At 60.1% G+C, this 13,208-nt stretch carries 10 protein-coding genes; 9 read left to right on the plus strand and 1 reads right to left on the minus strand.

What is annotated here, in order from left to right; genetic code table 11:
* Positions 1-131 precede the first annotated feature (131 nt).
* The gene (cysQ, locus tag FBZ97_RS02185) at positions 132-926 is read right to left on the minus strand and encodes a 3'(2'),5'-bisphosphate nucleotidase CysQ (RefSeq protein WP_113330255.1); all 795 of its coding nucleotides are present in this window, start codon (positions 924-926) and stop codon (positions 132-134) included.
* Positions 927-1,252: 326 nt separating this feature from the next.
* Between cysQ and FBZ97_RS02190 the strand changes: the two genes are divergently transcribed.
* The 9 genes from FBZ97_RS02190 to FBZ97_RS02230 all read left to right on the plus strand — a co-directional run bounded on the left by FBZ97_RS02190 (position 1,253) and on the right by FBZ97_RS02230 (position 13,198).
* Entirely contained in the window at positions 1,253-2,506 is a 1,254-nt protein-coding gene (locus FBZ97_RS02190; protein WP_145316292.1) for a sarcosine oxidase subunit beta family protein, read from the plus strand.
* Between the two features lie 13 nt (positions 2,507-2,519).
* A complete protein-coding gene (locus FBZ97_RS02195) occupies positions 2,520-2,798 on the plus strand; it encodes a sarcosine oxidase subunit delta (protein WP_069611715.1) in 279 nt (92 codons plus the stop codon).
* The gene (locus FBZ97_RS02200) at positions 2,795-5,752 is read left to right on the plus strand and encodes a sarcosine oxidase subunit alpha family protein (protein ID WP_145316294.1); all 2,958 of its coding nucleotides are present in this window, start codon (positions 2,795-2,797) and stop codon (positions 5,750-5,752) included. The genes FBZ97_RS02195 and FBZ97_RS02200 overlap by 4 nt, the downstream gene beginning before the upstream one ends.
* A 7-nt stretch (positions 5,753-5,759) precedes the next feature.
* Positions 5,760-6,314, plus strand: a complete 555-nt coding sequence (locus FBZ97_RS02205; protein WP_113330253.1) for a sarcosine oxidase subunit gamma family protein — start codon at positions 5,760-5,762, stop codon at positions 6,312-6,314.
* Between the two features lie 218 nt (positions 6,315-6,532).
* Positions 6,533-8,959 carry an FAD-dependent oxidoreductase gene (locus tag FBZ97_RS02210; protein WP_145316295.1) on the plus strand — a complete coding sequence of 809 codons (2,427 nt, stop codon included), beginning with the start codon at positions 6,533-6,535 and terminating at the stop codon, positions 8,957-8,959.
* Between the two features lie 307 nt (positions 8,960-9,266).
* Positions 9,267-10,169 carry a branched-chain amino acid ABC transporter permease gene (locus FBZ97_RS02215; protein WP_069611711.1) on the plus strand — a complete coding sequence of 301 codons (903 nt, stop codon included), beginning with the start codon at positions 9,267-9,269 and terminating at the stop codon, positions 10,167-10,169.
* Between the two features lie 4 nt (positions 10,170-10,173).
* A complete protein-coding gene (livM, locus tag FBZ97_RS02220; protein WP_113330250.1) occupies positions 10,174-11,598 on the plus strand; it encodes a high-affinity branched-chain amino acid ABC transporter permease LivM in 1,425 nt (474 codons plus the stop codon).
* On the plus strand, positions 11,598-12,470 hold the full coding sequence (locus tag FBZ97_RS02225; RefSeq protein ID WP_069611709.1) for an ABC transporter ATP-binding protein: 873 nt from the start codon (positions 11,598-11,600) through the stop codon (positions 12,468-12,470). Before livM ends, FBZ97_RS02225 begins: the two co-directional genes overlap by 1 nt.
* Complete coding sequence (locus FBZ97_RS02230; protein WP_069611708.1) at positions 12,470-13,198, plus strand: ABC transporter ATP-binding protein; 729 nt, start codon at positions 12,470-12,472, stop codon at positions 13,196-13,198. The genes FBZ97_RS02225 and FBZ97_RS02230 overlap by 1 nt, the downstream gene beginning before the upstream one ends.
* Positions 13,199-13,208: the final 10 nt, after the last annotated feature.

A 13,208-nucleotide genomic window follows, 5' to 3' on the forward strand; every position in this document is an offset into this window, starting at 1 on the left:
GAAAATCGCATTCATTCTATGATTTTTTGTCAGTAAAAACTTACGCTTTTGGGCCGAAATTAGCCGGTCCGCTCCGCTACTGGCGCGCTCAAGAAAAGCTGCAGGAATTGTTTTTACTTGCAAAAATAAACTTACGCCGAGACGCCGTGCTTCTGTCCGCCCCAGCAGATGAAGTGTGGATTGGCGAAGTCGGCGTCCGCGTACTGGTCGGTCTTGCCGTAGGTCAGAAGGCCACCCTCGACTGTGACGGTCTTGCCGCCCGCCGCCCGCAACACGGCATCGCCGGCTGCCGTATCCCATTCCATGGTCCGGCCGAAACGCGGATAGACATCTGCCTTGCCCTCGGCGAGCAGGCAGAATTTCAGCGACGAACCGATCGATGTACAGCCGGAGACCGCATTGTCGGTGAGAAAGCCTTCGGTTTTCGCATTGCTATTGCAGCGGCTGGCAAGCGCCGTCAGCTTGGCCGGCGGTTCACGCACCGCAATATTGACGCGGCTAGTAATGGCAAAATACTTGTCCACCATCAGCTTGCGCGCCCTGCCGGGCTCGCCAGTAAAGGCGACGCCGAGCGCCGGTGCGTAGACGATGCCGATGAGGGGAATACCGTCTTCGATATAGGCGATGTTGACGGTGAATTCATCGCGATGCTCGATGAACTCTCGGGTGCCATCGAGCGGGTCGACGAGAAAGAAGGCGCGGCCACGCACATCCGGAATCTTGCCGGCTGAAACCTGCTCTTCGGCAATGGCCGGGATATGCGGAAAATCGCGCTCGAGGTGTCTGAGAATGATGTGTTCGGCCCGCTCGTCGGCCAGTGTGACGGGGCTCATGTCCTGCTTTAACGCAACGGAATAGCCGGCACGATAGACCTCCAGGATGGCCTTTCCTGCCTCGAGTGCCGCCTTTTCAAATGTTGCAAGCATGTGCTTCTTCGTCTTCCGCGCGCTGTCCGCGCCTGAACTCTCCGGACATTATATACAAGAATATATAAGAAGTTGCGATTGCGAAGTTTAGACTTCCGATGCCCGGCTTTCCTGGCCATAGCGCTTGCGCGAGGGTTTAGCAACAGCGGCCCGGAAGGCAGGTCTTTTGGCAGGCCGGCCATGTATCCCTTCCGCAGCAGATACCGTCCATCACTGCGCATTCGGAAAAGATCATGTTCTGTTTGCGAAGCTTTTTCGCTCTTTCGGGACTTGTCGTTTTTATTGCATATGCGAATGTGCGGCCGGGTAGTGATCAGGATGAATGCATGCGTTATTCGGCTTATCAGCTTCTAAAACAGGCGGTTTCAGGCAATCGCCATTGGCAGCCGGTGTGGCGGACGCCGGAGCCGAAACCACATTATGACGTGATCATCGTCGGCGGCGGCGGACATGGCCTGGCAACTGCCTATTACCTCGCCAAGGAGTTCGGCATTACCAATGTCGCAGTGCTGGAAAAGAGCTATATTGGCTCCGGCAATGTCGGCCGCAACACGACGATCATCCGTTCCAATTATTTGCTGCCCGGCAACGAACCCTTCTACGAATTCTCGATGAAGCTGTGGGAAGGGCTTGAGCAGGATTTCAATTATAATGCCATGGTGTCCCAGCGCGGCATCGTCAATCTGTTCCATTCCGATGGCCAGCGCGATGCCTATGCCCGGCGCGGCAATGCCATGCGCATGCACGGCGTCGATGCGGAACTGCTCAATCGCGAGCAGGTCCGCCGGATGATGCCCTATCTGAATTTCGATCATGCCCGCTTTCCGATCCTCGGCGGCCTTTTGCAGCGCCGCGGCGGCACGGCGCGGCACGATGCGGTTGCCTGGGGCTATGCGCGCGGCGCCGACAGCCGCGGGGTCGATCTCATCCAGCAATGCGAGGTGATCGGCATTCGCCGCGACGAGGGCGGTGCTGTGACGGGGGTCGAAACCAACCGCGGCTTCATCGGCTGCAACAAGCTGGCGCTTGCGGCCGCAGGTCATACGTCGATTCTCGGCAATATGGCTGACCTGGAGCTGCCGATCGAAACGCATGTGCTGCAGGCTTTCGTTTCCGAAGGGCTGAAGCCTGTTATCGACAATGTCATCACCTATGGCGCGGGACACTTCTATATATCCCAGTCCGACAAGGGCGGGTTGGTCTTCGGCGCCGATATCGATTACTACAGCTCCTATGCGCAGCGCGGCAATCTTGCGACCGTCGAGCATACGATGGAGGAGGGGGTGGCGCTTATCCCCGGTCTGTCGCGCGTCCGTGTGCTGCGCACCTGGGGCGGCGTCATGGATATGAGCATGGACGGCTCGCCGATCATCGATCGCACGCCCATCGAAAATCTCTATCTGAACTGCGGCTGGAACTATGGTGGCTTCAAAGCGACGCCCGCCTCCGGCTTCTGCTTCGCGCATCTGATCGCGAGGGGCGAGAGCCACGATGTCAGCCGCCTTCTGCGGCTTGACCGTTTCGAGCGCGGCTTTGCGATCGACGAAGGCGGCAAGGGTCCGCAGCCGAACCTGCATTGAGGGCACAATACCAATGGCAAGCTTGATCAATTGCCCGCATTGCGGCGTGCGACCCAAGGAAGAATTCTCCATTCGCGGCTCGGCCTCCGTCGTCCGGCCGGTGCCGACCGCGCCGGATGAAGACTGGAACCGCTACGTCTTCATCCGAGACAACGAGCGCGGCCGGATTGAGGAATATTGGCATCATAGCGCCGGATGCCGCCGCTGGCTGGTCGTCGAGCGCAGCAATGTCACGCACGAGGTCTTTTCCGTTACCGATGCCGAGGACAAGGCAAAGGAGGCGGCGCGATGACCTCTTATCGTCTGTCGAGCGGCGGTCTCGTCAATCGCAGCCGCCCACTGTCCTTCCAGTTCGATGGCAAGGAAATGAAGGGTCTGGAAGGCGACACACTCGCCGCTGCCCTGCTTGCCAATGACCAGATACTGGTTGGCCGCAGCTTCAAATATCATCGACCGCGCGGCATCCTGACGGCCGGTTCGGCGGAGCCCAACGCGCTCGTCACCATCGGCAAGGATGGCCGGACCGAGCCGAATACGCGTGCTACCGTCGCCGAGCTCTATCAGGGCATGAGTGCGGTGAGCCAGAACCGCTGGCCGTCGCTGAAGTATGATTTTGGCGCGATCAATGGGTTGTTCTCGCCCTTCCTCGGCGCTGGCTTCTACTACAAGACCTTCATGTGGCCGGCTGCCTTCTGGGAAAAGGTCTACGAGCCGCTGATCCGACGTGCTGCCGGCCTCGGCAAGGCGGTCATGCAGGCCGATCCGGACCGTTACGAGAAGGCCTGGGCGCATTGCGACCTGCTCGTGATCGGCTCCGGTCCGGCGGGCCTGATGGCGGCTCTGACCGCCGCCCGCGCCGGCTTGCGTGTCGTATTGGCCGACGAAGGCTTTAGACTTGGCGGCTCGCTATTGTCGGAAAAGCTGACGATCGGCGGCGCTTCCGCTGACGTTTTCGTGCAGGCAACACTTGAGGAGCTGCAGAGCTTCGAGAACGTCACCTTGATGCCGCGCACCACGGTATTCGGCTGGTATGATGGCAATGTTTTCGGTGCCGTCGAAAAGGTGCAGAAGCATGTGGCGATGCCATCGCCCGACCTGCCGGTGGAGCGGCTCTGGCGCATCGCCGCCAAGCGCGCCATCCTTGCCTCGGGCGCCGAAGAGCGACCGCTGGTGTTCGGCGGCAATGATCGCCCGGGCGTGATGATGGCCAGTGCCATGCGCAGTTATCTCAATCGCTATGGCGTCGTTGCCGGGCAGAAGGTTGCCGTCTTCGCCAATGGCGGCTCCGGATACCGAACTGCCGCCGATCTCGCCGCTGCAGGCGTGGAGATTTCGGCAATCCTCGACACGCGAGCCGCGTCGGCCGATGTTGCTCCTCAAGGCGTGCGCGTGGTTCATGCGGCAAGCGTCCACGCGACCAAAGGCAAATATCGCATCAGTGGCGTCATTGCAGACCGCGGCGGGCTGGATGAGCTGATCGCCTGCGATGCGCTGGCCATGTCGGGTGGCTGGTCACCGATCATCCATCTTGCCTGCCAGCGGGGTGCCAAGCCGGTCTGGTCCGACGAGAAGCAGGCCTTCATCGCACCGATCATCTCTGGCGAGCTGGAGATTGCCGGTTCGGCTGCGGGTATCGAGAGCGTTTCCGGCTGCCTCGCCGATGGCGCGCAGAAGGCGCGAGGGGTCATCGAAAGCCTGGGCCGCACGGCTCATGCGGAAGATTTGCTTGAAGTTGATGGCGAGTACGATCCATCCTTCGCGGCGATCTGGCATGTGCCGGGCGCGAAAGACAAGGCATTCGTCGACTTCCAGAACGACGTCCATACCAAGGATCTTGGCCTCGCGCTGCGCGAAGGCTTCGGCCATGTGGAGCATGCCAAGCGCTATACGACAAGCGGCATGGCGACGGATCAGGGCAAGCTTGGCAATGTCAACGCCGCCGGCATCATCGCCGGCATGCGCGGCGTCAGCCCGGCCGCCGTCGGCACTACGACATTCAGGCCCTTCTACACGCCAGTGTCCTTCGGTGCGCTGGCGGGAACCGCACGCGACAAGCATGCGCAGCCGGTTCGGGAATCGCCGCTGCATGGATGGGCGAAGAAGAATGGCGCGAGCTTCGTCGAGGCCGGCCTCTGGTATCGTTCGTCCTGGTTTGCCCGACCGGGCGAGAAGGGCTGGCGCGACAGTGTGGACCGCGAAGTCCTAAACGTCCGCAACAATGTTGGGATCTGCGACGTGTCGACTCTCGGCAAGATCGAGATTTTCGGCAAGGATGCGGCTGAGTTCCTCAATCGCCTCTATTCCAACGCCTTCCTGAAACTACCGATCGGCAAGGCGCGCTATGGCTTGATGCTGCGCGAAGACGGCATGGTTTTCGATGACGGCACGACGAGCCGGCTGACGCCTGACCATTTCTTCATGACGACCACGACGGCGATGGCCGGCGAGGTGATGACGCATATGGAATTCTGCGCCCAGACGCTTTGGCCGCAGCTCGACGTTCGCTTCGTGTCCTCGTCCGATCAATGGGCGCAGATGGCGATTGCCGGCCCGAAGGCGCGGCTGGTACTGGAGCAGATCGTGGAAGACGATATCTCCGACGCGTTCTTCCCCTTCCTTGCTGCAGCCGAAATCATGCTGAAGGGTGGGCTCAGGGCACGCCTGTTCCGCATTTCTTTCTCGGGCGAGCTCGCCTATGAACTCGCGGTGCCGGCCGGCTATGGCGAGGCGGTGGCTGATGCCATCATGGAGGCCGGCAAGGCGCATGGCATCTGCCCCTATGGCGTCGAAGCGCTCAACGTGCTGCGTATCGAGAAGGGACATGTCACCCATAACGAACTCGATGGCCGCACCACGCCTGACGATGTCGGGCTTGGCCGCATGATGTCGACGCAGAAGCCGGATTTCATTGGCAAGCGGCTATCCACCCGCTTCGGCCTGACTGCCGCCGACCGCGGCCAGCTTGTGGGCTTGAAGCCGATTGACACGGCGAAGGAAATTCACGCCGGCGCGCATATTTTGAAGGAAGGCGCGAGACCTTCGACGGTGAACGATCAGGGGCATGTTTCCTCAGCGTGCTTCTCGCCGACGCTCGGCCATTCCATCGCGCTCGCTTTCCTGAAGTCGGGCCGGGAACGCATCGGCGAGCGCGTGGTCGTCTGGGACGGATTGCGGGGTGAGGAAGTGGCGGCGGAGGTTTGCAGCCCAATTTTCGTTGATCCCGACAACAAGAAGCTTTTGGGGTGATGGATTGATGAGCGTCGCGTTTCAGAACAGGCATGTGCTGGAAGATCATATTTCCGGCTTCGAAGCTGCCGCCAATCCGAATCATCTCGCCGTCGTGCGTCATCCGGCCATCTTCTCTGTGCTCGCCAGGGCCGGCGATCAAGACGGTATTCTGGCAAGCCTGAAGGCATTGAAGGATGTATCGGTTCGCGATGTCGGACCGAGGGAATGGTTCGTGGTATCGGAGACGCTCAGCGCCGATAGCGTCGCGCGGGATCTCTTCACGCTCGATCCCGCCCGGGCCTCTTTCTTCGAGCAGAGTGACGGTCGCGTCATGCTTCGCATTTCTGGTCCCAGCGTTCGCCGTATCCTTGCCAAATGCGTGGCGGTCGACTTGCATCCGCAGGTCTTTGCCGAGGGGCAGTCGGCCAACATGCTGTGCTGTCACGTCAGCGCCAATGTTGCCCGCACCGGTCCGGATCATTTCGAAATCATCGTGCCGCGCTCCTATGCCGGCAGTGTCTTCGAAGAGATTATGGAGATGGGGCGGGAGTTCGCGCTCACGGCCGGTTTCGCCGACTGAAAAGCCTCGTGGCGGCGGAGGTCGAGCGCCTTGCCGACCGGCCTTTGCCGTCGATAGCCGATGGCGCGATCCGAACAATTGCGATGGCGCAAACAGACATATTGGTTTCGCAGTTCGGGCTATTTGGCCTGTCGGATAGTCTCTAGGTTTCCTCTCAAATACGGTCGGTCGCGCGGGAAGACACCCGGCGGCTTCGTGCCGAAAACAGGGGATTCCCAATGAAAAGCCATGCCAAGGTCGTCGTCATCGGTGGCGGTGTCGTCGGATGTTCGGTGCTCTATCACCTGACGAAATTCGGCTGGACCGATGTCGTGCTGCTCGAGCGCTCCGAGCTGACATCCGGCTCGACCTGGCATGCTGCCGGCGGCATGCATACGATCAACGGCGATCCGAACGTTGCCAAGCTGCAGAAATATACGGTCGAGCTCTATAAGGAGATCGAGGAATATTCCGGCCAGGACATCGGCCTGCACCTCACCTCCGGCCTGATGCTGGCGGCCACCCCGCAGCGCTTCGACTGGCTGAAATCCATTCTCGCCAAGGGCCGCTACAATGGTCTGGAAGCGACGCTGCTGACGCCGAAGGAAGCGCATGAAATGATGCCGCTTCTCGATCCCAATCAGTTTGTCGGCGCGCTTTACGACCCCGTCGAAGGCCATCTCGACCCCTATGGCACCACGCATGCCTATGCTCGCTCGGCCAAGAAGAACGGTGCGGAAATCTACCTGCATACCAAGGTGGAAGAGCTGGTACAGCGCGAGGATGGTTCCTGGCGTGTCATCACCAACCAGGGCGAGATTATCGCCGAGCATGTCGTCAACGCCGCCGGTCTCTGGGCGCGCGAAGTCGGCCGTATGGTCGGGCTGGAGCTGCCGGTGCTCGCGATGGAGCATATGTATCTGATCACCGAGGACATGCCCGAGGTCATCGACTTCAACAAGACGACGGGCAAGGAGCTGATGCACTGCGTCGACTTCGACGGCGAGATCTATCTGCGCCAGGAGCGGCAGGGCATGCTGATGGGCACCTATGAAAAGGCCTGTCGCCCATGGTCGCCGGTAACGACGCCCTGGGATTTCGGTCACGAGCTGCTGGCCGAGGATATCGAGCGGATCACGCCGGAACTGGAAGTCGGCTTCCGCCATTTCCCGGCCTTCAACAATGCCGGCATCAAGAAGATCATCAACGGCCCCTTCACCTTTTCGCCTGATGGCAATCCGCTTGTCGGCCCCGTGCGTGGCTTGAGGAACTATTGGTCGGCCTGCGCCGTCATGGCCGGCTTCAGCCAGGGCGGCGGTGTGGGGCTCGCACTCGCCAACTGGATGATTTACGGCGATCCGGGCTTCGACGTCTTCGCCATGGACGTTTCGCGCTATGGCGACTACGCGACGCTCGCCTATACGAATGCCAAGGTACGCGAGAACTATGCTCGCCGCTTCTCGATCCGCTATCCCAACGAGGAGCTGCCGGCAGCACGTCCGCTGCTGACAACGCCGATCTACGACAAGCTGAAGCAGGCCGGCGGCGTATTCGGCGCTTATTATGGTCTCGAGCAGGCCCTGTGGTTCGCGCCGCAGGGCGAGGTCGACCAATTCTCCTGGCGCCGCTCCAACGACTTCGATGTCGTCGGGGCCGAAGCAAAGGCGGTGCGCGAGAGCGTCGGCCTGATGGAGACCTCCGGCTTTGCCAAATATTCGATTAAGGGACCGGGGGCGGAAGCTTTCCTCGATCGGCTGTTGAGCTGCCGCATTCCGGCCATTGGCCGGATGACGCTGGCACCGATGCTGAAGCACGACGGCAAGCTGATCGGCGATTTCACGCTGGCGAAGCTGGGCGAGGGGGATTTCCTTCTCATCGGCTCCGGCATTGCCGAAGCCTATCACATGCGCTGGTTTGAAGGACTGCTGCCGAAGGACGGCTCGGTTCGGCTCGAAGCACTCGGTCTTTCGCTCCTCGGCCTGTCGATCGCCGGTCCGAACGCCCGCAAGCTGCTGCAGAAGCTGACCCATCAGGATCTCTCGACCGCCGCCTTCCCGTTCATGTCCATTTGCCGCATGGATATCGGCATGGCGCCTGCGATCGTCGGCCGCGTTTCCTATACGGGCGACCTCGGCTATGAAATCTGGATGAAGCCGGAGCATCAGCGCTATATCTTTGACCTTCTGATGCAGGAAGGTGCCGAGTTCGGCATCCGGCTCTTTGGGCTGAGAGCGCTGAATGCGCTGCGCCTCGACAAATCCTATGGCAGCTGGGCGCGTGAATACCGACCACTCTATGGGCCGTTCGAGGCCGGCCTCAACCGATTCGTGGCGCTGTCCAAGGAGGCCGATTTCATCGGCAAGGCGGCCGCCGCCAAGGAAAAGGCGCAGGGCGGCACGTTGCGCCTGCGGACCTTCATCCTCTCGGCCAGGGATGCCGATGTCATCGGCGATGAGCCGATCTATCACAACGGGGCGGTCTGTGGCTGGGTGACGTCAGGCGGCTATGCTCATGCTTCCGGTCTTTCCGTCGCTGTGGGTTACGTGCCGAAGGAAATCGCCGACGAGGTGCAAGGCTGGTCGATCGAACTGCTCGGCGAACTCTTGCCGGCAAGGCTGCAGGCCGAGCCGCTGTTCGATGCGGATGGCGCCAGGATGCGGGCGTAAAGTCGCGGTTCAGGCGATCACTATGGCGGGCCTGACGAGGCCTGCCTCTGACAAGAGCTCTTCAGAGTGCAGGCGCCGCTTCACGGTTTTGGCTAATTTTGAGCCATGGCCTGCCGCTTTCGTGTCATTTTTGGTCGGATTCGCATCAGCGCACGGCGATTTGAAAAGAATTTGTCAATTTCTCGCCTTTTTGGCTTCACATTTCCTTCGAAACCAGTATGGAATCGCGCCCATAGGCCTCTAGAAGGAACCTAAAAAAGCAATAAGAGATGCGGTCGTATGACGCCGTATCCAGGGGAAATGATATATGGATTATTTTATCCAGCAGCTCTTAAACGGGCTGACTCTCGGGTCGATCTACGGCCTGATCGCCATTGGTTACACCATGGTTTACGGCATCATCGGCATGATCAACTTTGCCCACGGTGATGTGTTTATGCTCGGCGGTTTCGCCGCTCTTATCACATATCTCGTTCTCATTTCGCTCTTTGCTGGCCTGCCGGTCGCGATCATGCTGCTTGTCATGCTGATCGTCGCCATGCTGATGACGAGCCTGTGGAACTGGGTGATCGAGCGGGTAGCTTATCGGCCGCTGCGCGGATCGTTCCGCCTCGCGCCGCTCATCACGGCAATCGGCATGTCGATCGTTCTGTCGAACTTCATCCAGGTTGCACAGGGCCCGCGCAACAAGCCGATCCCGACGCTGGTGGGCGATGTCTACAATTTCGGCGGCGTCTCGCTGTCCCTGAAGCAGATCATCATCTTCATCATCACCGTCGTGCTGCTCGCCGCCTTCTGGTACATCGTCAACAAGACGGCGCTTGGGCGTGCCCAGCGGGCGACCGAGCAGGATCGCAAGATGGCGGCGCTGCTCGGCATCAATGTCGACCGCACCATCTCCATCACTTTCATCATGGGTGCGGCACTCGCCGCTGTCGCCGGCACGATGTATCTGATGTATTATGGTGTCGCCAACTTCACGGACGGTTTCGTGCCGGGCGTCAAGGCTTTCACGGCGGCGGTTCTGGGCGGCATCGGCTCGCTTCCGGGCGCTGTTCTCGGCGGCCTGATGATCGGCTTCATCGAGTCCTTCTGGTCTGGCAATTTTCCCATCGCGTATAAGGATGTCGCCACGTACGGCATCCTTGCCTACGTGCTGATCTTCAAGCCGACGGGTATTCTCGGTCGGCCGGAAGTCGAAAAGGTATAACGCCATGGCAAATTCAAACTTCGTTGCAGGCAAGACCGCGCCCGGTCTTGTCCAGAAGGGGATTACGGACGCCCTCTGGACCGCTGTCATATCCTTCGGCATGTTCGTCCTCTATATCGGTCTCAAGACCGATCAGAATATGGACAACAAGCTGATTATCGTGCAGCGCTGGGGTCTTCTGGCGATCATCGTCGCGATCGCTACCGTCGGCCGCTTCATCATGACGGTCTTCGTCCAGCCTTATCTGGCAGCGCGAAAGGCAGCCAAGGCCAAGGTCGTGCAGGTAGAGGGCGAACAAAGCTTCGTCTCCAAGCATTTCAACAAGATCGCCCTTGTGTTTCTGCTGATCTATCCGATAGCGGCGGTGGCAATCCTCGGGCCGCAAGGCGCGCTGACCTATGTCGACAATTTTGGCATCCAGATCCTCATCTATGTGATGCTTGCCTGGGGTCTGAACATCGTCGTCGGCCTCGCCGGTCTGCTCGACCTGGGATATGTCGCCTTCTATGCGGTCGGCGCTTATTCCTATGCTCTGCTGTCGATGCATTTCGGCCTATCCTTCTGGCTGCTTCTGCCGATTTCGGGCATTCTGGCAGCGCTTTGGGGGATGGTCCTGGGCTTTCCGGTGCTGCGCCTCAGGGGTGATTACCTGGCGATCGTGACGCTTGCCTTCGGTGAAATCATCCGCATCGTGCTGACCAACTGGACCGATGTGACGCAGGGAAGCTTCGGCATCTCCAACATCACCAAGGCATCGCTTTTTGGCCTGTATACTTTCGATATGAAGGATCCGCACAACTTCGTCCGCAGTTTCGGTCTGCCGATCTCGTCGGCCTGGTACAAGGTTTTCCTGTTCTACGTGATCCTGCTGCTCTGCATGCTGACCGCCTATGTCACCATCAGGCTGCGCCGCATGCCGATCGGACGTGCGTGGGAAGCGTTGCGTGAGGATGAAATCGCCTGCCGTTCGCTCGGCATCAATACGGTGACGACGAAGCTGACGGCTTTTGCCACCGGCGCCATGTTCGGCGGTTTTGCCGGCTCCTTCTTCGCGGCGCGTCAGGGCTTCGTCTCGCCGGAATCCTTCGTGTTCCTCGAATCCGCCGTGATCCTCGCCATCGTCGTTCTCGGCGGCATGGGGTCGCTGAAGGGCATCGCGATTGCCGCGATCGCCATGGTTGGCGGCACCGAATTGCTGCGCAACATGAGCTTCCTCAAGACCGGGCTGGTCTTCGGCGATACCACGATCATTCCCGGTTTCGGCCCGGACTTCACACCGGAACTCTACCGCATGCTGATCTTCGGCCTCGCTATGGTGGTCGTTATGATCTTCAAGCCGCGCGGCTTTGTCGGCACGCGCGAGCCGACCGCTTTCCTCAAGGAGCGAAAAGCGGTTTCAGGCAGCTTTACCAAGGAGGGCCACGGCTGATGAACGCTGTGACCGCAAACCCCAGCGACGTCCTCTTGAAGGTCGACCACCTGTCAATGAAGTTCGGCGGCCTGATGGCGATCAACGACTTCTCGTTCGAGGCCAAGCGTGGCGATATCACCGCGCTGATCGGTCCGAACGGCGCCGGCAAGACGACCGTGTTCAACTGCATCACCGGCTTTTACAAACCGACGATGGGCATGCTGACGCTACAGCAGAAGAGCGGCAAGGAATATCTCCTGGAACGGCTGCCGGATTTCCGGATCACGCGCGAAGCCAAGGTGGCGCGTACCTTCCAGAATATCCGTCTGTTTTCGGGCCTGACCGTGCTCGAAAACCTGCTGGTGGCGCAGCACAACAAGCTGATGCGTGCCTCCGGCTACACGATCCTCGGCCTGCTCGGCATCGGTCCCTATCGAGCCGAAGCGAAGAATGCGATCGAATTGGCGCGCTTCTGGCTCGAAAAGGCCGATCTCATCGATCGCGCCGACGATCCTGCAGGCGATCTTCCTTACGGCGCGCAACGCCGTCTGGAAATCGCTCGTGCCATGTGCACGGGGCCGGAATTGCTTTGTCTGGACGAGCCGGCTGCCGGTCTCAATCCTCGCGAATCTCTGGTTCTCAACGAATTCCTTCGCAGCATCCGCAAGGACACCGGCACATCGATCCTGCTGATCGAACACGACATGTCCGTGGTCATGGAAATTTCCGACCATGTCATCGTGCTCGAATATGGGCAGAAGATCGCCGATGGCACGCCGGATGAGGTCAAGAATGATCCTCGCGTGATTGCCGCCTATCTGGGCGTCGAGGATGAGGAAGTGGAAGAGGTGATTGCCGAAGTCGAGCACCTCCAAGAGGGTGAACATTGATGGCGGGGCAACCACTTCTCAAAGTTGCGGGTGTCGAAACCTATTACGGCAATATCCGCGCCCTTGCCGGCGTCGATATCGAAGTCAATAGCGGCGAGATCGTCAGCCTGATCGGCGCCAACGGCGCCGGCAAATCGACGCTGATGATGACGATCTGCGGCAGCCCGCAGGCGCGCACCGGCTCGGTCACCTTCGACGGCCGCGATATCACGCGCATGCCGACGCATGAGATCGCGCGGCTTCGCATCGCGCAGTCGCCCGAGGGTCGGCGCATCTTTCCGCGCATGACCGTCTATGAAAACCTGCAGATGGGCGCGAGTCTCGACAAGCTCAAATATTTCAACGAGGACGTCGAGAAGATCTTCACGCTCTTCCCGCGTCTGAAGGAGCGCCAGTCGCAGCGCGGCGGAACGCTTTCGGGCGGCGAGCAGCAGATGCTGTCGATCGGCCGCGCACTGATGGCGCGTCCCAAGCTGCTGCTGCTGGACGAACCCTCGCTTGGCCTGGCGCCGCTGATCGTCAAGGGCATCTTCGAGGCGATCAAGGTTCTGAACCAGACCCAGGGGCTGACTGTGTTCCTCGTCGAGCAGAACGCCTTTGCGGCGCTCAAGCTTTCCGACCGCGCCTATGTGATGGTCAACGGCCGGGTGACGATGAGCGGTTCCGGCAAGGAACTGCTCGCCAATCCGGAGGTGCGTGCCGCCTATCTCGAAGGCGGTCACCATTGAGTTTCGTTTC

The organism is Rhizobium sp. ERR 942, from assembly GCF_007828395.1.
Lineage (GTDB): Bacteria > Pseudomonadota > Alphaproteobacteria > Rhizobiales > Rhizobiaceae > Rhizobium > Rhizobium dioscoreae.

Bases quoted from the DNA above. Each gene is read 5' to 3' on its own strand.
- FBZ97_RS02195 (WP_069611715.1), top strand. From the start codon at position 2,520: ATGGCAAGCTTGATCAATTGCCCGCATTGCGGCGTGCGACCCAAGGAA.
- FBZ97_RS02200 (WP_145316294.1), top strand. From the start codon at position 2,795: ATGACCTCTTATCGTCTGTCGAGCGGCGGTCTCGTCAATCGCAGCCGC.
- FBZ97_RS02205 (WP_113330253.1), top strand. From the start codon at position 5,760: ATGAGCGTCGCGTTTCAGAACAGGCATGTGCTGGAAGATCATATTTCC.
- livM (WP_113330250.1), top strand. From the start codon at position 10,174: ATGGCAAATTCAAACTTCGTTGCAGGCAAGACCGCGCCCGGTCTTGTC.
- FBZ97_RS02230 (WP_069611708.1), top strand. From the start codon at position 12,470: ATGGCGGGGCAACCACTTCTCAAAGTTGCGGGTGTCGAAACCTATTAC.
- FBZ97_RS02210 (WP_145316295.1), top strand. From the start codon at position 6,533: ATGAAAAGCCATGCCAAGGTCGTCGTCATCGGTGGCGGTGTCGTCGGA.
- FBZ97_RS02190 (WP_145316292.1), top strand. From the start codon at position 1,253: ATGCGTTATTCGGCTTATCAGCTTCTAAAACAGGCGGTTTCAGGCAAT.
- FBZ97_RS02215 (WP_069611711.1), top strand. From the start codon at position 9,267: ATGGATTATTTTATCCAGCAGCTCTTAAACGGGCTGACTCTCGGGTCG.
- FBZ97_RS02225 (WP_069611709.1), top strand. From the start codon at position 11,598: ATGAACGCTGTGACCGCAAACCCCAGCGACGTCCTCTTGAAGGTCGAC.
- cysQ (WP_113330255.1), bottom strand. From the start codon at position 926: ATGCTTGCAACATTTGAAAAGGCGGCACTCGAGGCAGGAAAGGCCATC.